Here is a 19,675-nt window from a genome sequence, read left to right as displayed (position 1 = left end):
ACCCCCTTTGTTTGTCGCGCCAGTCCGGTCGCGGTTCGCCGAGAAATAGGCGCGCAGCAGGTTCCCTCAGGCATCCCCTACGTGGCCCTGATATTGCGGCAGATTGTCCGTAATCTCGTGCCAGGGCGCCTTCGAGCCCACGAAAATGTGGACGCTCGGTCGGATCGAGGGGGCATCGACCAGGGTTCCCATGGCGACATGGACCCATTTTCCCTCGCGCACCCGGGAATAAAGCAGCGAGCCACAGCGGGCGCAGTGGGCGTCATGGGTGGTCTCGTCGCCGAAGATGAGGCGCTGATCTTCACCATGGGCGATGCGCAGCTTGTCCTTGGTTATTCCGGCAAACGGCTTGAAGGCGGCGCCGGTGGTGCGGCGGCAATTCGAGCAGTGGCAGTTCATCGCATAGGAGAATGCGTCCGCCACCTCATAGCGCACGGCGCGGCAGTAGCATTCGCCGATCAGGATACGAGCGTTCGAATTCTCTGATCCGGTCATCACAGCGTCCTCGCGCAAATGGTACGCACTCCCATAGCGCATTTTGACGAGTACGACTAAGTTCGCCCCGAGCCATCATTCAAAGGGATGACCCATGAGCCAGAACCGCGCGAGCGTCGAAGCCGTCGTGCAATCCTATTTCGATGGACTTTACGAGGGCGATGCCGAAAAACTCGGCGCCATCTTCCACCCATCCGCCGATTTGCGCTGGGTCGAGAAGGGCGAGCTGCAGGTGCTGACCGTGCCGGACTGGCTCGACCGCGTGCGCAAGCGCCCCTCCGGCAAGGCCGAAGGCAAGCCGCGCGAGGATTTCATCGTCACCATCGACCGTTCGGACGACAAGACCGCCTTCATCAAGGTCCGGTGCCAGTTGCCGCCGCGTTTTTTCACCGACTATCTGGTGGCGATGGAGCTCGCCGACGGCTGGCAGATCGTGTCGAAGTCGTATCGGTATGACCTGCGGGAGTGAGGGGCTTCCCTCCGGCTCGTCGCTGCCTCCTCCGGCTCGCCTGAAAGTCCCCGATGCTTCTCGACCGCCGTTCGCTGCTCGCCTCGCTGTGCTGGATGGCCACCTCTCCCGCGCTCGCCGCGGACGCGCAGCCTGAGCTCGAAACGTATGAGCGCGAGAGTGGCGGCCGGATCGGGGTCTATGCGGAGAACCTCGCGACCGGCGCAAAGCTCGCATGGCGCGCCGACGTACGGTTCGTCATGTGCTCGACATTCAAGGCTTCACTCGCGGCTTGCGTACTGGCGCGGGTCGATCGTGGCGAGGATCAGCTCGCGGCCATGATTCCGTACGGCAAGGCCGACCTGCTGGAGTACGCACCGGTCGCCAGGCAAAATCTTGCCGCCGGCGCAATGTCGGTCACCGAGATGTGCAAGGCGATCGTCGAGCTCAGCGACAACACCTGCGCCAATTTGCTGCTGGCGCGGATCGGCGGTCCCGCCGCGCTCACCGTCTTCTGGCGGTCGCTCGGCGATAGCACCTCGCTACTGGATCACAACGAGCCCGAGCTCAACCGCTCACCGCCCGGCGATCCCCGTGACACCACGACCCCGGCGGCGATGGCGGGCAATCTGCGGCGGCTGGTGACGGGCGCGGCGCTGTCGCCGGCCTCGCGTGCTCAACTCATGGAATGGATGGTGGGCTGCAAGACCGGCGCGAACCGGCTGCGCGGCGGGCTCCCCGCAAACTGGAAGATCGGCGACAAGACCGGCAACAACGGCAAGGACGCCTCTGGCGATATCGCGGTGGTCTGGCCCAAGCCCGATACGAAGCCCGATACGAAGCCGGATGCACCGATCCTGATCGCGGCCTACACCCAGGGCGGCACGCCCAACGCTGCGCAGTTCGAAGCCGTGTTCGCGCGCATCGGCCGCATGGTGGCTGAGCGGCTGGCCTGAGCCGCGCCGCATTGACCTTGCGGTTGCTTCCGGCCAAGACAGGCCATGATCGAAGCGAAATTTCAGACCTTTCTCATCCTGCTTGCCGTGTTGGCGGGCACTGCGCTTGTCGCGCGCCGCTTCAACATCGCGCCTGCCATTCTGCTGATGCTCTCCGGCATCGGCCTCGCCTTCGTACCGGGCATGCCGCCGGTCGAACTGCCGCCGGAACTGGTGCTGCTGATTGGTGCTGCCGCCGCTGATCTACTCGGCCAGCGTCGCCATGAGCTGGCGCGAGTTCAGGAACAATTTACGCCCGATCGTGCTGCTCGCGGTCGGCGCGGTGATCTTCACCGCGGCGCTGGTGGCGGCCGCCACGCATTATGTGATTGGCCTGCCCTGGGCTATCGGCTTCCTGCTCGGCGCCATTGTCGCGCCGCCCGACGTGGTGGCACCGCTCGCGATCGCGCGCCGGCTGCACATGCCGCGCCGGCTCCTGGTCATCCTCGAAGGCGAAGGGCTCGCCAACGACGCTACCGCGCTGACCCTCTATCGTTTCGCGCTCGCCGCGATCATGGTCGGGCATTTCTCGCTGCCTCTGGCAGCCGGCGAGTTCTTGCTCATCGTCGCCAGCGAGATCGCCTTCGGCATCGGCGTCGGCTGGCTGTCCCTGCGCTTGCGCAAATGGTCCAGGGATCCGCAGGTCGAGCTGACGCTGTCGCTGATCACGCCCTTCGTCTCCTACTGGCTGCCCGAGCACGTCGGCGGCTCCGGCGTGATCGCCACGGTCGCCTGCGGCCTCTATGTGAGCTGGAACGGGCCGCTGCTGATCTCGGCATCGACGCGTCTGCAAGGCATCTTCTTCTGGGACCTCGTGATCTATTTGATCGAGGGCTTGCTGTTCCTGCTCACCGGATTCCAGATGCGCGCGCTCTATGAGAAATCGAAGGCGTTTCCGCTCGACGACATCATGATCGCAACCGCCGTGGTCCTGGTGGTCGTCGTGGGCGCGCGCTTCGCCTGGCTCTATCCCGCGACCTATCTGCCGCGGATGTTCAGCAAGTCGCTGCGCGCCCGCGATCCCTCACCGCCATGGCAATGGCCGTTCGTGCTCGCGTTCACCGGCGTGCGCGGCGCCGTGTCGCTGGCGGCTGCGCTGGCGCTGCCTTTCACGTTGCCGGGCGGCGAGGCCTTTCCGTATCGCGACCTGATCCTGTTCGTCGCCTTCGCCGTCATTTTCGTCACGCTGATCGGAGTCGGCCTCACACTGCCACCGGTGGTGCGCTGGCTCGGCGTCGCGGAAGCCGGTCGCAACGAGCATGTCGCCGAGCACGAGGCCGAGATCGCGGCACGCCGCCAGGCTCTCGATGCCGCCCTGAAGTCGCTCGACGTGCTGACCAAGGAGACGGAAGTCACGGACGAGGTGATGCGGCTGCTGCGCGCACGCCACGAGATTCGCGTCAACCAGCTACCGGACTCGCTCGATCCCACCCACCACGACGTTTCGGCCGCCGGCACCGCCCTGACGCGTGACCTGATCGAGGCCGAGCGGAAATTCATCCACGACCTGCTGCGCGACGGCCAGATCACCGACGAGACGCGCCGGCGGATCGAGCGGGATCTGGATCTGGAGGAGGCGAGTTTGGCGAACCGGGAGTATCGGGGAGGGCCGCTATAGATTCTCGTCATTGCGCGAGCAATCACCGCCTCTCGCAGAACTCCCTGATCGCCACCGCCACGGCGCCCGCAATCATCTCCTGCCGCCCCGGCGAATTCATCGCCATTTCCTCGTCGCGGTTGATGATCGAGCCAGCCTCGAGCAGCACGGCGGCGCTGCGGGTTTGCGCGAGCACGACGAGCCCGTCATAGCGGTAGACGCCGACATCCTTGTCGAGCAATTGGCGCCGGTAGCGGCCCATCACCGGCAGAGTGTATTGGCTGGCATAGTGCAGATCCTGCTCTTTCAGCTGCCTGCCGATCATCCGGGCCAGCATCAGGCTGGCGGCGAAGTGCGGGTTCCGCTGCGACACGAATAGAGAGTGGCCCGAAAAACGATCGCTGAAATAGCTGTGCGCGCCGTCGAACTCCCAACTCTCGAGCAGCTTGTCCGGCACCGAATCATGGTGGATCGACAGGAAGAGATCGGCCCGACCGTCATTCGCGGCACTGACCCGCTTGAACAGGCTCGGCCGTGCCTTGCCGTCCGTGACGAGCAGGCGGGCTGCGGCGAAGCCTCCAGACTTGAGCTTCGCCGTGATGAGCCTCGCAAGCCGGAAGTTGAAGCCGAACTCCGGATCATTGCGCGCGCTCAACGCGCCGTAGGAGTCCGGCGTGTGCCCGACATCCACGACGATCCTGAATTTCGGCACCTCGCATTTGGCCGGTGATTGCGGCGGCTTGGGCTTCGCATTTTTTCTCGTGATAGCAGCATGACCGGCGTCAGCAGGCGCCAACGATAGCAAGATCGACGCGACGAGCGGCAAGACGAGGCGTGCGATGATGCTGCGCGAGTGCCTCAAGCCCTACTCCGCTGCCGCAATCCTGGGACGGCCGACGAATCCCGCGACGTCACCAAAGCGTTCCAGCATCACGGCGGGCAAGTCTTTGGCCTTGCTGGTGACGCAGGCGCCCGAGCGCACCGCGTAGCGATCCTGATGCGCGGCCTGCGATGGCGGCTCGCCCTGCTGAAGCGCCCGCGCCAGCTCCATCACGACTTTCCGGAAATGCATGATACCGAGATCGGTCGGGCCGAGATGCTCGCGGGTGCGGTCGGCGATCGGGCCCTGGCTGTCCTGCACGGCGGCGTCCTGTTCGGAGACGCCCATGATGCCGGTGTAGCTCCTGGTCTTCTGGAGTTTGCGGTCGATCAAATAGTCGTTGCCCTTGTGGCGCGTCGGCACGTAATTGTCGTCGACCTCCGCGATCACGCCATTGCCGCGGTCGAAGGCATCACGCTCGGCTTGCGTCAGCGGCCGCTCCGGATTCCAGGCATAGGTGTAGATCCAGCAATTGGTGTCGGTGACGGGCACGAAGGTCTGGCCAAAAATGTTCTCGCCCGGCATCGCGCTCGGCGCATAGGCGTGGAACGGCAACAGGAATTGCGCGATGCGCCAGTAGATACTGTCGCCGCCGGTGAGACGCCCACCGGCAATCGTCAGCCCCGCGTCGTGCGGCTGGATCTCGATCACAGGGCGCGGATCCTCCGCGATCCAACGCATGTGGTCGCTCGACATCCGCGCGATCGGATTCACAAAATGCTTCTTGATGTCCAGAATCCCGTTCTCCTCCTTGTCGAAGGAGAGATGGGCGAAAGTGAAATGCGCGGTGTCGATCGAGCCTTCCAGCGCCTGCACCCAGTTGCAGTCCTGCCATTTCTTGCCGGCATAGCGGTGCGAGGCCGGCAGTAGCGCCATTTCAAGTTCTGGCAATTCGGGCATGACCTCGGCCGGGCCCATATAGGCCCAGATCATCTCGCCCCATTCGCGCACCGGATAGGATTTGATCCGGATGAGGTCTTTGGCGTTGATGTCGGGATAGGAGGTCGGCATGTCGACGCATCGGCCGTCGGTGTCGAACTTCCAGCCGTGATAGACGCAGCGAATGCCGCATTCCTCATTGCGCCCAAGCCAGAGATTGGCGCCGCGATGCGGGCAATACTGATCGATGATTCCGACAGCCCCGCGCGAGTCACGGAAGGCGAGCAACTCCTCGCCGAGCACGATGATCTTCTTCGGCTCGCCGTCCGGCTCGGAAAGTTCTTCTGAGAGAGCCACGGGAATCCAGAACCGGCGCAACAGCTCGCCCATTCCCGTGCCGGGGCCCGACTCGGTCAGGAATTTGTTGTCCTCGGCGCGGAGCATGGCTGATCCTCCCGACGTCTTTGTTTTCGGCAAGATTGGCGCGGACGCGGGAAGACGTCAACGCGGAACGCGGTGCGCAGGCGGATTAAACCGGCCGCTCGCCCTTCACCGTCACGCGCGTGCCGGAGCGTGTGTGCGGCCAGTAGTCCCACATCGCGCGGTGCTGGGCGCAACGGTTGTCCCAGAACGCGATGGCGTTCTCGGTCCAGCGGAAGCGGCACTGGAACAGCGGGTTTTCGGCGTGCTGGTAAAGATAGGCCAGCATCGCGTCGCTCTCGTCGCGCGGGATGCCGTTGATGTGGCGGGTGAAGCCGCGATTGACGTAGAGCGCCTTCCTGCCCGTGACCGGATGCGTGCGCAACACAGGGTGCTCGGCGTTCGGATAGGACGGACGGTCAGCCACGCCGTAATTGGCATAGAGCCCACGATAGATCGGCTCGCCGTCGTGCAGCGCGGTCAGGCCGTCGAGATAGGCCTTCATGCGGTCCGACAGCGCCTCGTACGCAGCGTACATGTTCGCGAACAGCGTGTCGCCGCCGCGCGGCGGGCACTGCTTGATGTAGAGGATCGAGCCCATCGGCGGTTCGAGGTCGCAGGACACGTCGGAATGCCAGCCTTCGCCGTTGGCGCGCGGCGAGTTCGCATCCGCGTAGATCTTCATCAGCGCCGGGTCTTCATCCTCATGCGGCGCGGCAGGATGGAAATGCAGTTCGCCGAACTTGCGGCCGAAGGCGAGATGCTGCTGCGGCGTGATGCGCTGGTCGCGGAAGAAGATGACGAGGTTTTCGGCGAGCGCGCGGTGAATCTCGTCCATCTGCCGGTTGGAGCCGGCATCGTCCGAGACCAGCTTGCCGATGTCGACGCCAGATATTTCCGCACCGATGATCGGGGTGAGCTTTTCGACCGCGATGGTCTCATAGGGCGCGCCGTCGTCCGCCGTATGGCGATAGCGCGGGCCCTGCTTGCCGGCGAGTGAACTCATGGTGTGCCTCCCGATCGTTTTGATTGGGGGCATGGTAGCGCGGGGTGACAGATACGCAATCTGCGCTGCAAACACAGCCGTCGTCCCGGATCTGCGCGCGCTGAGGCGCGCTTGTCCGGGACGACGGCGGAGTGTGGGCCCGAGTGAAGTTAGATCACTCCGCCGCGGTCACCGGCACCTTGGCGCCCTGACCGTAGCGCTGCTCGATGTAGTCGATCACGAGCGCCTTGAAGTCGGTGGAGATGGTCGGGCCGCGCAGGGTCCGGAACTTCTTGCCGTCGACGAACACGGGCGCAGCCGGCGCTTCGCCCGTGCCCGGCAGCGAGATGCCGATATTGGCGTGCTTGGATTCGCCGGGGCCGTTGACGATGCAGCCCATCACCGCGACGTTGAGTTCTTCCACGCCGGGATATTTGGTTTTCCAGGTCGGCATCTCGTCGCGGATGAAACCCTGGATCGAGCTGGCCAGTTCCTGGAACGTGGTCGAGGTGGTGCGGCCGCAGCCGGGACATGCCGCAACCAGCGGCACGAAGGTACGGAAGCCCATGGTCTGCAACAGCTCCTGGCCGACCTGCACCTCACGGGTGCGGTCGCCGCCGGGCTCCGGTGTCAGCGAGATACGGATGGTATCGCCGATGCCCTGCTGAAGCAGGATGCCGAGCGCGGCGGATGAGGCGACAATGCCCTTGGTGCCCATGCCGGCCTCGGTCAGGCCGAGATGGATGGCGTAATCGGAGCGGCTGGCGAGAACCTCGTAGACCGCGATCAGATCCTGCACCGCCGAGACCTTGGCCGACAGGATGATGCGGTCCTTGGGCATGCCGAGTTCTTCGGCGCGCGCCGCCGAGAGCAGCGCCGACTGCACCATGGCTTCGCGCATCACCGCGCGCGCATCGCGCGGATTGGCCGAGGCGGTGTTCTCGTCCATCAACCTGGTCAGAAGCTCCTGGTCGAGCGAGCCCCAATTGGCGCCGATGCGGACCGGCTTGCTGTTCTTGTTGGCGATCTCGATGATGTCGGCGAACTGCGTGTCGCGCTTGTCCTTGAAGCCGACATTGCCGGGATTGATGCGGTATTTGGCGAGCGCCTCGGCGCAGGCCGGATAGGCCGCGAGCAGCTTGTGGCCGATATAATGAAAGTCGCCGATCAAGGGCGTGGTGATGCCGCGCTTGAGCAGGCCGTCGCGGATATGCGGGACGGCGGCAGCGGCTTCCTCGCGGTCCACGGTGATGCGGACCATTTCGGAGCCCGCGCGCGCGAGCGCTGCGACCTGGGCGATGGTGCCGTCGATATCGGCGGTGTCGGTGTTGGTCATCGACTGTACGACGATCGGCGCACCGCCGCCGACGGCAACGTCGCCGACCTTGACCTGGGTGGTGTGATGGCGCGGCGCAGGCCCCGCGATGTCGGAATCGATAGTGTTTTCGAGCTTGTTCATGGGGTCCAAATATCAGGTTTTGGTGACGTTCAGCAATGCATCGCGCGGCGCCGCAGCGGATTGGCTGGGACGGTTAACCAGAAAAAGCCCAGCAATTACAAGGACCGCTGCGGCCCCAAATGTCAGGTTCAGGGTGTCGTGCATGATGAAATAGCTACCCACCACGCCAAACAAAGGGGTGATGAAGGTAAAAGCCGACAATTTGCTGGCCGAATAGGTCTTCACCAGCGCGAACCAAAGCGTGAACGTGGTTCCCACCACCCAGATCGCCTGGAAGGCCATCAGGCCCAGCGACAGCGTCGACGGGGTGTGGGGGATGGTCTCCTCAAACAGCCAGGCGGCCGTGCCGAGGATCGGGATCGAGGTCGCGACCTGATAGCCGAGTGCCTTTTCAGGCGCCGCGAAGCGCAGCCGGGTGCCCTTGGCAACCAGCGTGGTCGCCGCCCACAGCGCGGCGCCGCCGACGATCATGAGGTCGCCGAGCAGAACATGCGAATCGACATTGGGCTGCGGTACCCCGATCGCGAGTGCGACACCGGCAAAGCTGACGGCCAGCCCCAGCCATTGCGTACCGCCAAGTCGCTCGCCAAGCACCTGGTAGGAGCCGAGCGCGACGAAGAACGGCGCGGTGTAGAGGAACACGACCGCCCGCGACGCCGGTGTGAAGCGCAGGCCCTGGAAGATCAGAACGAACTCGATGCCGAACATCAGTCCGGCGATCACGCCGGGCTTCCAGGTGCCGTCGCGTTCGAAGAATTTAACGCCGCGCAAGCTGCCGATGATGAACAGCACCGGCAGCGCGCCCATCGAGCGGAACGTGGCCTGAAGCATCGGCGGGATGTCCGGCAGCACCAGCTTCACCGCGATCTGGTTGAACCCCCAGGTCAGGCACAGCATGAGCATCAGAGCGATGGCGCCGGCACTGAGGGGACGACCGGCGGACGATAGGGCTTGTGGTGAGGACATGTCTTCCTGAAAAACCGGCGTTGCGCCGTTGTTGCTTTATGCAGCTTTCTGACAATGCGCACAGACGCCCGTGATTTCCACCACGGACAGTTTGGGAGCGAAGCCTGAGCTGCGCGCGGCGGCGGTGAGGTCCCTGGCGAACGACGCCGACGGAATCTCACCGACCAGACCACAGCGCTCGCAGATCAGGAACGTCACCGCCGAGGTCGCGTCATGGTCGTGGGCGGCGCAGGCGAGATAGGCGTTGCGGCTTTCGATGCGGTGCACGAGGCCGTTCGTCATCAAGAAATCCAGAGCACGATAGACCGTGATCGGCGCCGGCCGCGGCATCGATTTCGCCAGCTCGTCGATCACTTCATAGGCTCCCAGCGGCCGGTGGCTCGAGAGCAGCGCCCCCAGCACATGGCGGCGGATCGGCGTGAATTTCTGCGTGCGCTGCTCGCAGACGGCCTCGGCATGCGCCAGCGCATCCGCGGTGCAACGGCCGTGATCGTGATCGGGCGCGGGAAAAACCGGCTTTGCGAAGGTCATGGACCGGCGTTCTAGCATTTCGAAAGGGGAACCCAAAGCAGGACCGGCGGTGTGGCGATCAGCCATGCTCTTGCTGCGGGACAGCATCCCGCTATCCCGCCATGAAATAATCATAAGCTTGCTTATTATATCCAAGCTTATTGGAGACCAAGCTCATGAGCCGCGGGCCCGTGGACCAGAACTTCCTGTTTACGCTTGCCGAGCTCTATCGCCTGCTCCGCGTCTATGCCGACAAGGAAGCCTCGCGCTTCGGCATCACCCGCGCGCAATGGGCGGTGCTGGCCAAGGTCGAGCGCAGCGAAGGCATGAAGCAGTCGGAACTCGCGGAGCTTCTCGAGGTGCAGCCGATCACGCTGACGCGCCTGATCGACAAGCTCTGCGACAGTGACTGGATCGAACGCCGCAACGATCCTTCGGACCGCCGCGTCAAGCGGCTGCACCTGAAGAAGGCGGGGCGGCAATTGCTCGGACGGATGAGCGGGCTGAAGTCCGAGCTCACGGCCAACGCGCTCGAGGGCATCACTCCGGCGGACGCCCATCGCCTCCTCACCCAGCTCGAAACAATCAAGGAAAACGTGCGTACCGCGATCCAGACATCGGTAGCGGAACAAGCGCGTAAGGAGCAGCGCTATGGCTGATCAGGTTCTCAAATTCCAGCCCGAGCAGAAAATCGACAGCGGCAAGCCCACCAAGAAAGCCGGCACCAATCCGCGTCGCCGCCTGATCGCCGGCCTGCGCCGTTATCGCCGCGTCCTGCTTCTGGTCGTGCTGCCGGCCGTCGTCGCCATTGCCGGCCTGACCTTCTATCTCAATGGCGGCCGCTATGTCGGCACCGACGACGCCTATGTCGGTGCCCAGAAGGTGCTGGTGACGCCCGACATTTCCGGCAAGATCGAGAAGGTCATCGTGAAAGAGGGCCAGGTCGTCAAGCAGGGCGACGAGCTGTTCGAGATCGACCCCGTGCCGTTCCGCCTCGCGGTCGACCAGGCAAAGGCCGCGCTCGACCAGTCTCGCACGACTTATGACAATCTCATCGCGAACATCAAGATATACGCACAGATGCTCGATTTGGCGCAGCGGGGCGTCGACCTGAAGCAGCGCGACGTCGAGCGCAAGCAGTCACTGGTAAAGAGCAATTTCGGCTCGCAGCTCGACCTGGACAACGCTGCCAATGCGCTGGTCACCGCTGGCGCCCAGACGCAGTTCGTCAAGCAGCAGTTGTCCAATGCGAAGACCCAGCTGCTCGGCAATCCCGACCTGCCGCTCGAGCAATTCCCGCCCTACGCCCAGGCCAAGGCCAAGCTCGACGACGCCCAGCGCAATCTCGACCACGCCGTCGTGCGGGCCCCGATGAGCGGCGTTGCGACGCAGGTCGAGCAGATCCAGCTCGGCCGCTACGTCACCGCCGGCACGCCGGTGTTCTCCATCATCGACGTCGCCCATCCCTGGGTCGACGCCAATCCGAAAGAAAGCGACCTCACCTACGTCACCGAAGGGCAACCGGTCACGCTTGAGGTCGACGCGTTCCCGAACCATGTCTTCAAGGGCAAGATAGGCTCGCTCTCGCCCGGCACCGGCGCGCAGTTCGCGATCCTGCCGCCGCAAAACGCCACCGGCAATTTCGTCAAGGTCGTGCAACGCGTGCCGATCCGCGTCTATTTCGACGAGACCGACAAATACGTGCGGAAGCTGAAGGCGGGCATGAGCGTCTACGCCACCATCGACACCGGCCATCAGCGCTCGCTCGCCGGCCTGCTCGGCCTGGCGGCGACCGCAGGCCACGAAAACGACTGAGACAAGGACCGATCCGATGTCCGGCCCCCATGCGAGCCTGATGGTCCCCGGCATGCGCCGGAACATGGTGACGATCTGCGCCATGACGGCGACCATCATGCAGGCGCTGGACACCACCATCGCCAATGTCGCCCTGCCCTACATGCAGGGCACGCTGTCGGCCTCGCAGGACCAGATCAACTGGGTGCTGACGTCCTACATCGTCGCCGCTGCGATCATGACGGCGCCGGTGGGCTGGATCTCCAACCGCTTTGGCCGCAAGCGCATCTTCATCGCCTGCGCGGCCGGCTTCACCTTCGCCTCCGTGCTGTGCGGCCTCGCGCAGGACATCAACCAGATGGTGCTGTTCCGCCTGCTGCAGGGCGTATTCGGCGCAGCGCTGGTGCCGCTGTCGCAGTCAGTGATGCTCGACTATTACACGCTTCAGGAACGCGCCACGGCGATGTCGATCTGGGGCATGGGCGTGATGATGGGCCCGATCATGGGCCCGTCGCTGGGCGCCTGGCTCACCGAGAGCTATTCCTGGCACTGGGTGTTCTTCGTCAACCTGCCGTTCGGCGCGATCACCGTGCTCGGGCTCGCCGTCTTCATGGACGAGACCGATAAGAATCTCAGCCTGAAGTTCGACTGGTTCGGCTTTGCCGCGCTGGCGATCGGGATCGGCGCACTCCAGCTCGCGCTCGATCGCGGCGAGCAGCTCGACTGGTTCGAGTCGGTCGAGATCGTGACCGAGTTCGCCGTCTCCGGCGTCGCCTTCTATTACTTCTTCGCCCACTCCTTCACGACCTCGCGTCCCTTCATTCAGTTCGCGCTGTTCAGGGATCGCAACTTCCTCACCGGCTGCATCTTCATGACGGTGATGGGCCTCGTGCTGTACTCGACCATGGCGCTGGCTTCGCCCTACCTGCAGAACGTGATCGGTTATCCCATCATGACCGCGGGCGGCCTGCTCGCAAGCCGCGGCTTCGGCACTTTCTTCGCCATGATGATGGTCGGCCGCATCATGCGCTGGATCGAGGCGCGCACGCTGATCATCTGCGGCCTGACGCTGACGGCGGCCTCGCTGTTCCAGATGACGGGCTGGACCGACCAGACCCAGGTGCCGGAAATCGTGGTCGTCAGCGTGATCCAGGGCTTTGGCTTCGGCCTCGTCTTCGTGCCGCTCTCGACGGTGGCGTTCCTGACGCTGCCGAACCACTTGCGCACCGACGGCACCTCGATGCTGACGCTGCTGCGCAACGTCGCGAGCTCGGTCGGCATTTCCATCGTCGTCGCCGAGCTGACGCAGGGCACGCGCAAGACCTATGCGATCCTGTCCGAGAACATCAACCCGTTCAACCACGCGCTCCAGATGCCCAACGTCAGCGGCATGATCAATCTCTCCACCGACGCCGGCCGCGCCATGGCCGACAGGATGGTCAGCGTGCAGGCGCAGATCATCGCCTTCGCGCACGACTACATGTTGGTGATGATCTTCATCCTCTGCACCATCCCACTCGCCCTGATGATCGGCTCGTCCAAGGCCACGCTGCGCAAGCAGTCGGCCGGGCCGGAACATGCGGTGATGGAGTAGGGTGCGTCACAACCTGGACGACGGTGAGCGTGCAGCGCCAACTACCCCAAAAACTCCTCGCACCCTAAATCCTCGACCGCCAGCATCACCCGCTCCAGATTGTTCCACCAGATCACCGGCGGGATGTTGATGCTCCATTGCCAGACCGGCGTGGTGATGTGCCAGAGCACCGACCAACGGTAATCCTGATCGAGCGCGCCGCGCGTATAGCCGCTGGCGCCGCGCGCGATCAGCGTCTCGTAGTAACGGTTGAGCAGCGCCCGCTCGAGCGTCTGCCGGCGTTCCGGATACCATTGCATCGCCATCATGTAGGCGAGGTCGTTGGTCGGCACGTTGATGTTCCACAGGTCGAAGTCGAAGATCCGCACGGTATCGGCGACGCCGGCGCGCGGCAGCAGGAAATTCCAGATATGGGCATCGCCATGAGTGATGCTGACATGACGTCGCAAATGATAGCGCTGGGATAGCCGGGCCGACTGATCGATCAGGCGGCGGTAGAGGATGCGGCGCTCCTCGCTGAGGCGATCGCCGAGCAGGTCCGCGAAGCGATCGTAATGGCCGGCGAAGCTCTCCATGTGAGTTGCGCTGTCCTCCTCGCTCGCCCAGGTGCCGACGGTCTCGCCGAGACCGGGATGGTCCCACCAGGCCGCGTGCCATCGCGCGAGCGTCGTGACGATCGCCATCGCCTGATCGCGCGACGGTGGCAGCGGCCATTGCGTCGCAATCTCATGGCTGTCGGTGAGGTCTTCGAGCAGGAGATGCCAGGTCTCGCTCTCCTCCTCGAAATGCCCGTCGAAGCAGCGCGGCACAAGCCCCGCCGGCACTGTTGGCGCGAGTTGCGTATAGAAGGCCACTTCGTGCCGGCCGCCATTTGCAAGCGTCTTTGCGAAGTCGGAATGCGCGGTCTTCAGGATCAGCGATTGCGGGGCGCCGGCGGATTCCCCCACATAGCGCAGGCCAAGGCGGATAATGTGCGACACGACGGTGTCGCGCTGATGCAGCACTTTCACCTCGCGGACTGCGCCGGCGTCCAGCACGCCACTCCTGCGGAGCGCTGCCGTCAGTCGGGCGGGCTCAACGACCGCCGGCAATTGTGGAGGTGTCATAGCCACGATGCCCCTGTCCCGCGTCATACTGCACGATCACGCCCCACGCACCAGCGGCCAACCCGATGCCGGCCTAAGCCGCAGCGGTCGAGGCGCGCACGGTCCTGACCACGACCGACCGGAGCTGTTCGAGATTTGCCGCCATGCCGGCGATCGCCTGTCTGACCTCCGCGGCGCGCTCGTTCACGGAGGCGGCGTCGCGGCTGACATCGCCGATCTTGGCCGAGACCTCCTTCGCCGCGGAAGCCGATTCGGAGATCGACCGCGTGATCTCACGCGTCGCGGCGTCCTGCTCTTCCATCGCGGCGGCAACCGAGGTGGCAACTCCGTCGATCTCGAGGATGTGGCCTCCCATGGTTTCGACGGCATCGACCGCGGCCTGCGTCGAGGCCTGGATCTCGGCAATCAGCCGCGCGATCTCCTCGGTGGATTTGGCGGTCTGGTCGGACAGGGATTTCACTTCGGCGGCGACCACCGCGAAACCGCGGCCGGCTTCGCCGGCACGCGCGGCCTCGATCGTGGCGTTGAGTGCCAGAAGGTTGGTCTGACCGGCGATGCCGCCGATGAGATCGGAGACCTCGGCGATTTTCTTGACCGAACCGGCCAACGCCTGGATGGTCGAACGCGCCTGTTCACGACCGGCGACCGCCGATTTTGTGACCGTGCTGGTCCGCGCGACCTGGGTCGCGATCTCACGGATCGAAGCACTCAGTTCTTCCGCCGCGGCTGAAACGGTTTGCGAGCTGCTCAGGGCCTGGGTGGACGCCGAGGCAACCGCCTGCGACTCCGTGGACAACGACCGCGCGATCTCGGACAGGCTGGAGGCCGCCCGTTCTACGCCTTGGGTCGCAGCGCTTGCGGTATCGACCGAGCGGCCGGTTTCCCGCTCAACCGTATCGGCCATCTGTTGCAGGGCACCACGCTTGGCCAGCGCCGCCTCCTGCTCCTGCTGCAGCTGTTCTTCGCGCAGCCGGGCATTGTCGACTGCCGCCTGCTTGAACACCAGCAGGGCGCCCGCCATCGACCCAACCTCGTCCTGACGGTGTGCGAAGGGGATGTCGGCGGCGAGATCGCCGGTCGCGAGCTTTTGCATCGTGCCTGTCATGCGCACGATCGGGCGCACCACGCCGAGCGCGACGCCGAGCAGGCCCGCGGCAATGAATGCCAGAACGGCGGCGGAAACGCCCATGAGGATATAAAGCATGGAGCTGTCGCGGTCCGCGGCCAGCTTCTCCATGTCGGCATTCTGCTTGTTGGCGCTCTCGACAATGCTGTCGATGACGGCGCGATGTGCGGTGTAGGCATCCTTGAGCTGCGCGTAGGCGCGCTCGGAGGCGGCCGTGTCCTTGGCCTTGAGGGCCGGCAGGAGCTGGTCGGACAACAGCTTCCAGAACTTCTGCACTTCGGCGTCGGATTTCGACACCAGCGCGGTCTTCAGGTCGGCCGAGAGGCTGGAGGTAACCCAGAAAGCCTTGCGCTCGTCGTAATCCTTGCGGAGCTGGACCAGGCGGTCGCCGTGCGCCGCCAGCCGGTCCGGCTCGCGCATGGCGAGGGTGGCCTCGAGATAGGCCTCGATCACATATTCCGGCGGGGGCAGGATGTCCGCGATGAGGTCATTGCCGAGCTTGATGTCGGTATAGAGCGGGCCGCCGACCTTGAGCTCGTGCAGGGCGTAGAGGCTGGTGGAGACCACGGCGGTAAAGCCGATGGCGAGGACGATGCCGAAAGCAATGATTGCGGAAGAAAGCGAAAGGCGAATTTTCATGAAACAATCCGATGGGCCGCGCCAAATCCAACGGATCCTAGAGGATTACGGTAAACACGGGATTGCTTCGCGCGGAATTTGAATCGCGCGGACTCCGGAGAACTACGGGAAAACGGCGTCAGCGAGCGGTTTCGGGCAGCGAAAGTTGGGCCCGGTCCTCCGCCATCGTCCCGGATAGGCGCAAGCGCAGATCCGGGACGCCACCTCAGTCACACGTCGAAAAACACAGTTTCGTTGTCGCCCTGCAATCGCAGGTCGAGCCGGTACACTGGCTTGCCGGCCTCGCGTACGGCGGTCAACGTGGCGCGGCGGTCGGCCGGCACCAGCGCCAGCACGGGGTCGGCGGCGTTGCCGGCCTCGTCGCCGAAATAGATGCGGGTATAGAGATGCCGCAGCATGCCGCGGCCAAACACCGCAAGCAGGATATGCGGCGCCTGCGGCTTGCCGTCGGGATCGGGCACCGCGCCTGGCTTGATGGTTTCGAAGGCGTAGTTGCCATCCTTGTCGGTGCCGCAGCGGGCAAAGCCGCGGAAGCTCGCATTTGGCAGCGCGCGCTTGTCCTGCGGATCGGCAAAGCGCCCCTGCGCATCGGCCTGCCAGATCTCCAGCATGGCATCAGGCACAACGACTCCATCGCCGTCGAACACACGGCCCTCGATGCGGACGCGATCGCCGGTGACGTCGGGAGTCAGCGTCGAGTTCGTGAACGCATCGTTCCAGGCGTAGTCGCCGTTCGGCGTCAGGCCATATTTGAAGAACGGGCCAACCGTCTGCGATGGCGTGATCCCATTATCCTGCACTTAATGGTTCTCCATAGGCGTGGCGTTCTTGCCGCGCAGCACGATGTCAAAGCGGTAGCACAGCGCCCATTCGGGCTGGGTATTCTCTAAGTCGAACGACGACACCATCCGCGCCCGCGCCTTCTCGTCCGGCACCGAATTGAAGATCGGATCGAACGGGAACAGCGGATCGGCCGGGAAGTACATCTGCGTCACCAGACGCGTGACGAAGGAATGGCCAAACACCGAGAGATGGATGTGCGCGGGACGCCAGGCGTTGTGGTGGTTGCCCCAGGGATACGCGCCAGGCTTAATCGTGACAAAACGATAATAACCGGAGGCATCGCTCACGGTGCGGCCAGCGCCCGTAAAATTCGGATCGAGGGGGGCCGGATGCTGGTCGCGGACGTGAACGTAGCGGCCGCAGGAATTGGCCTGCCAGATCTCGACCAGTGAGTTCGGAACGCCGCGGCCGTCCTCGTCGCGCACATGGCCGTGCACGATGATGCGCTCTCCGAGCGGCTCGCCGGTGTGCTGGGTGGTGAGGTCGCTGTCTCCCTCGCGCACAGTCTCATGGCCGTAGACCGGACCAGTCAGTTCCGACAGCGTATGGCGCATCGGGATCAAGGGCTTGTTCGGCGCGCGCTTGATCGAGCTCTTGTATTCGGGCGACAGCGGCAGCGGATGCGCCTGGTTGCTGTCGACGGGATAGATGAATGTCATTGGCAAACTCCTCCCCGGCCCTTTTTCGGTCCGACCGGTCAACGCTTCCGCCAATCATTATAGGATATAACTAATTGGGGGAAGCGGCTTTGAGCCCTATTTGATCGGCGGACGCGGCAGCACCGCCTCGCCGGCTTCGAGCCGGTAGACATGATCGAGCGAATACCAGGGCGTCGCGACATCGCGCTCCGTCGGGTGTGGCGCGTCATGACGCAGGAACTTGCCTATCAGCGCCTTCGTCACGCCGAACTGCACGTCGCTGTCGATATGCGGATCGGCAGGGTCGTAGACCTGCGAGATCAGCACCTTGAAGCCGGGCTTGAAAACCAGGGCATGCAGGTGCGCGGGACGATAGGGATGCCGGCTCTGCGCCTCCAGTAGACGGCCGACCACGCCATCGGTCGGAATGGGATAGCCGACCATCATCACGGAGCGGAAAGAGAAGCCTCCGTCCTGGTCGGTCGTAAACTTGCCGCGCAGATTCATGTCGACCTGCTCCGGGTCCTGGTTCTCATAGAGACCGACAGGCGACGCGTGCCAGACGTCGACCTCGGCGCCGGCGACGGGACGGCCGTCCCTGTCCACGACGTGACCGTTGACGAACAGCGGCGCGCCCGGCGTCTTGGAGCGCACGATCGATCCGCCATTCTCCATCCGCGGCGAGTTCAACCGCCAGAACGGTCCGAGCAGCGACTGGTCGGTTTCCGTGTTGCCCTGATCGCCATTGTTTCAGTAGGCACACCAGCGGCGAGACGCCGAGCGAGCCCGCAATCAGCACGACCTCATTATGCGTGTCGGTCGAGAGCTTGCCGAGCTCGGCGATAACAGCCGTGGCGTCGCGGAATTCCTTCTCGGTCAGACGAACGTCGCGGACGAAGCCGTGCAAATGCTTGACCAGGGAGACCATGATCTGGCGCAGCCGCGGATCGGACGTCCGCTCCATCACCGCCAGGGACGCGGCCGTGACGTCCTGCTCGCCCGCAATGATCATGGAAGCGGATCCCTAAAATTTCTCTCTCCCGAAAGCGGGGAGAGAGAAGAGAGCTTAGTTCAACTTCTCGATCGCGACAGCCACACCCTGGCCGACGCCGACGCACATGGTGGCAAGCGCGAGCTTGCCGCCGCGCTTTTCCATGCCGTGCACGGCGGTGAGCGCAAGGCGCGCGCCGCTCATGCCGAGGGGATGACCGAGCGCGATCGCGCCGCCATGCGGATTGACGAAATCGGCGTCGTCGGCAACGCCGAGCTGGCGCATGCAGGCGATGCCCTGCGAGGCGAAGGCTTCGTTGAGCTCGATCAGGTCGAAATCACTGATCTTCTTGCCGAGGCGCTCCATCAGCTTGCGGGTCGCGGGCACAGGGCCGATGCCCATGATGCGCGGCGGCACGCCGGCCGACGCAAGCCCGAGGATGCGGGCACGCGGCGTCAGGCCATGCTTTTTCACGGCGGCTTCGGATGCCAAGATCATCGCGGCGGCGCCGTCATTGACGCCGGAGGCATTGCCCGCGGTCACCGTGCCGGGATTGCGTACGATCGGCCTCAGCTTGGCGAGGGCTTCGAGCGTGGTCTCGGGGCGCGGATGCTCGTCCTTGTCGACGGTAACAGGGCCCGCCTTGCCGCCGGGAATGGTGATCGGCGTGATTTCTTCGGCGAAATAGCCGGCGGCAATCGCCGCACCGGCGCGCTGCTGCGAGCGGATCGCGAAAGCATCCTGATCGGCGCGCGACACCTGGAATTCTTCCGCAACGTTCTCGCCGGTCTCCGGCATGGCATCGACGCCATACTGCGCCTTCAGCAGCGGATTGATGAAGCGCCAGCCGATCGTGGTGTCGAAGATGTCGGCAGAGCGCGAGAAGGCTTCCTGCGCTTTGCCCATCACGAACGGCGCGCGCGTCATGGATTCGACGCCGCCGGCAATCGCGAGCTCGATCTCGCCGGAACGGATGGCGCGGCCGGCGGCACCGACCGCATCGAGGCCGGAGGCACAGAGCCGGTTCAGGGTTTGGCCGGGAACTGAATCCGGCAGGCCCGCAAGCAGGAGCGCCATGCGTGCAACGTTGCGGTTGTCCTCGCCGGCCTGGTTGGCGCAGCCGAAGAAGACCTCGTCAACCTGTGCCCAGTCGAGATTGGGGTGCTTGGCCATCAGTGCCCTGATCGGGGCGGCCGCAAGGTCGTCGGCGCGCACTTTGGCGAGAGAGCCGCCGAAACGGCCGATCGGGGTCCGCACGGCCCCATCGCAGATAAAGACGTCACGCATCGTTGTTCTCCCTGAATGCCGCG

17 protein-coding genes and 2 pseudogenes are annotated in these 19,675 nt (G+C 64.4%); 6 read left to right on the top strand and 13 right to left on the bottom strand.

What is annotated here, in order from left to right; all coding sequences use genetic code 11:
- Positions 1–66: 66 nt before the first annotated feature.
- Positions 67–495 (bottom strand): GFA family protein, encoded by a 429-nt coding sequence (locus ACVWYI_RS04515; protein ID WP_354048102.1) that lies wholly within the window; start codon positions 493–495, stop codon positions 67–69.
- A gap of 94 nt (positions 496–589) precedes the next feature.
- On the opposite strand from ACVWYI_RS04515, the gene ACVWYI_RS04510 reads away from it, so the two are divergent.
- The 3 genes and pseudogenes from ACVWYI_RS04510 to ACVWYI_RS04500 all read left to right on the top strand — a co-directional run bounded on the left by ACVWYI_RS04510 (position 590) and on the right by ACVWYI_RS04500 (position 3,556).
- Positions 590–964 (top strand): nuclear transport factor 2 family protein, encoded by a 375-nt coding sequence (locus tag ACVWYI_RS04510; protein WP_456661336.1) that lies wholly within the window; start codon positions 590–592, stop codon positions 962–964.
- A gap of 53 nt (positions 965–1,017) precedes the next feature.
- Positions 1,018–1,899 (top strand): class A beta-lactamase, encoded by an 882-nt coding sequence (gene bla, locus ACVWYI_RS04505; protein WP_456661335.1) that lies wholly within the window; start codon positions 1,018–1,020, stop codon positions 1,897–1,899.
- A 45-nt stretch (positions 1,900–1,944) separates the two neighbouring features.
- Positions 1,945–3,556 (top strand): annotated as a pseudogene (locus ACVWYI_RS04500) (Na+/H+ antiporter).
- A gap of 22 nt (positions 3,557–3,578) precedes the next feature.
- Here the strand turns inward: ACVWYI_RS04500 and ACVWYI_RS04495 are convergent.
- The 6 genes from ACVWYI_RS04495 to ACVWYI_RS04470 form a co-directional block, all read right to left on the bottom strand.
- Positions 3,579–4,397, bottom strand: coding sequence for an N-acetylmuramoyl-L-alanine amidase (locus ACVWYI_RS04495; RefSeq protein WP_456661334.1), 819 nt, complete (start codon positions 4,395–4,397; stop codon positions 3,579–3,581).
- Between the two features lie 3 nt (positions 4,398–4,400).
- Positions 4,401–5,738: a Rieske 2Fe-2S domain-containing protein gene (locus tag ACVWYI_RS04490; protein WP_456661333.1), complete on the bottom strand. Its 1,338-nt coding sequence runs from the start codon at positions 5,736–5,738 to the stop codon at positions 4,401–4,403.
- 85 nt (positions 5,739–5,823) lie between these two features.
- Positions 5,824–6,720 (bottom strand): TauD/TfdA dioxygenase family protein, encoded by an 897-nt coding sequence (locus ACVWYI_RS04485; protein ID WP_247351694.1) that lies wholly within the window; start codon positions 6,718–6,720, stop codon positions 5,824–5,826.
- A gap of 154 nt (positions 6,721–6,874) precedes the next feature.
- Positions 6,875–8,158, bottom strand: a complete 1,284-nt coding sequence (gene ispG / locus ACVWYI_RS04480) for a flavodoxin-dependent (E)-4-hydroxy-3-methylbut-2-enyl-diphosphate synthase (protein ID WP_456661332.1) — start codon at positions 8,156–8,158, stop codon at positions 6,875–6,877.
- A 12-nt stretch (positions 8,159–8,170) separates the two neighbouring features.
- Positions 8,171–9,124, bottom strand: coding sequence for a DMT family transporter (locus ACVWYI_RS04475; RefSeq protein ID WP_456661331.1), 954 nt, complete (start codon positions 9,122–9,124; stop codon positions 8,171–8,173).
- A 36-nt stretch (positions 9,125–9,160) separates the two neighbouring features.
- Positions 9,161–9,655: a Fur family transcriptional regulator gene (locus ACVWYI_RS04470; RefSeq protein WP_456651885.1), complete on the bottom strand. Its 495-nt coding sequence runs from the start codon at positions 9,653–9,655 to the stop codon at positions 9,161–9,163.
- A gap of 155 nt (positions 9,656–9,810) precedes the next feature.
- Here ACVWYI_RS04470 and ACVWYI_RS04465 point away from each other — a divergent pair, with 155 nt between their 5' ends.
- From ACVWYI_RS04465 to ACVWYI_RS04455, 3 genes are read left to right on the top strand one after another with little or no spacing between them, the layout of a single operon-like run.
- The gene (locus ACVWYI_RS04465) at positions 9,811–10,293 is read left to right on the top strand and encodes a MarR family winged helix-turn-helix transcriptional regulator (protein WP_247351687.1); all 483 of its coding nucleotides are present in this window, start codon (positions 9,811–9,813) and stop codon (positions 10,291–10,293) included.
- Positions 10,286–11,449: an HlyD family secretion protein gene (locus ACVWYI_RS04460; RefSeq protein WP_247351685.1), complete on the top strand. Its 1,164-nt coding sequence runs from the start codon at positions 10,286–10,288 to the stop codon at positions 11,447–11,449. The genes ACVWYI_RS04465 and ACVWYI_RS04460 overlap by 8 nt, the downstream gene beginning before the upstream one ends.
- Positions 11,450–11,465: 16 nt before the next feature.
- Positions 11,466–13,022 carry an MDR family MFS transporter gene (locus ACVWYI_RS04455; protein ID WP_247351683.1) on the top strand — a complete coding sequence of 519 codons (1,557 nt, stop codon included), beginning with the start codon at positions 11,466–11,468 and terminating at the stop codon, positions 13,020–13,022.
- Positions 13,023–13,063: 41 nt separating this feature from the next.
- Here the strand turns inward: ACVWYI_RS04455 and ACVWYI_RS04450 are convergent, their stop codons facing one another.
- The 6 genes and pseudogenes from ACVWYI_RS04450 to pcaF all read right to left on the bottom strand — a co-directional run bounded on the left by ACVWYI_RS04450 (position 13,064) and on the right by pcaF (position 19,652).
- Positions 13,064–14,155: a phosphotransferase gene (locus tag ACVWYI_RS04450; protein ID WP_456661330.1), complete on the bottom strand. Its 1,092-nt coding sequence runs from the start codon at positions 14,153–14,155 to the stop codon at positions 13,064–13,066.
- A gap of 46 nt (positions 14,156–14,201) precedes the next feature.
- On the bottom strand, positions 14,202–15,893 hold the full coding sequence (locus ACVWYI_RS04445; protein WP_456661329.1) for a methyl-accepting chemotaxis protein: 1,692 nt from the start codon (positions 15,891–15,893) through the stop codon (positions 14,202–14,204).
- Positions 15,894–16,102: 209 nt separating this feature from the next.
- Complete coding sequence (gene pcaG, locus ACVWYI_RS04440) at positions 16,103–16,693, bottom strand: protocatechuate 3,4-dioxygenase subunit alpha (protein WP_247442103.1); 591 nt, start codon at positions 16,691–16,693, stop codon at positions 16,103–16,105.
- The gene (pcaH, locus tag ACVWYI_RS04435) at positions 16,694–17,395 is read right to left on the bottom strand and encodes a protocatechuate 3,4-dioxygenase subunit beta (protein ID WP_247442101.1); all 702 of its coding nucleotides are present in this window, start codon (positions 17,393–17,395) and stop codon (positions 16,694–16,696) included.
- Positions 17,396–17,491: 96 nt separating this feature from the next.
- Positions 17,492–18,386 (bottom strand): annotated as a pseudogene (locus ACVWYI_RS04430) (dioxygenase family protein).
- A gap of 54 nt (positions 18,387–18,440) precedes the next feature.
- Complete coding sequence (gene pcaF / locus ACVWYI_RS04425) at positions 18,441–19,652, bottom strand: 3-oxoadipyl-CoA thiolase (protein WP_456661328.1); 1,212 nt, start codon at positions 19,650–19,652, stop codon at positions 18,441–18,443.
- Positions 19,653–19,675 lie beyond the last annotated feature (23 nt).

This window comes from Bradyrhizobium sp. LB13.1 (genome assembly GCF_054056815.1).
Note: the sequence above shows the minus strand (reverse complement) of the source record. Positions and strands in the feature narration are given on the sequence as shown.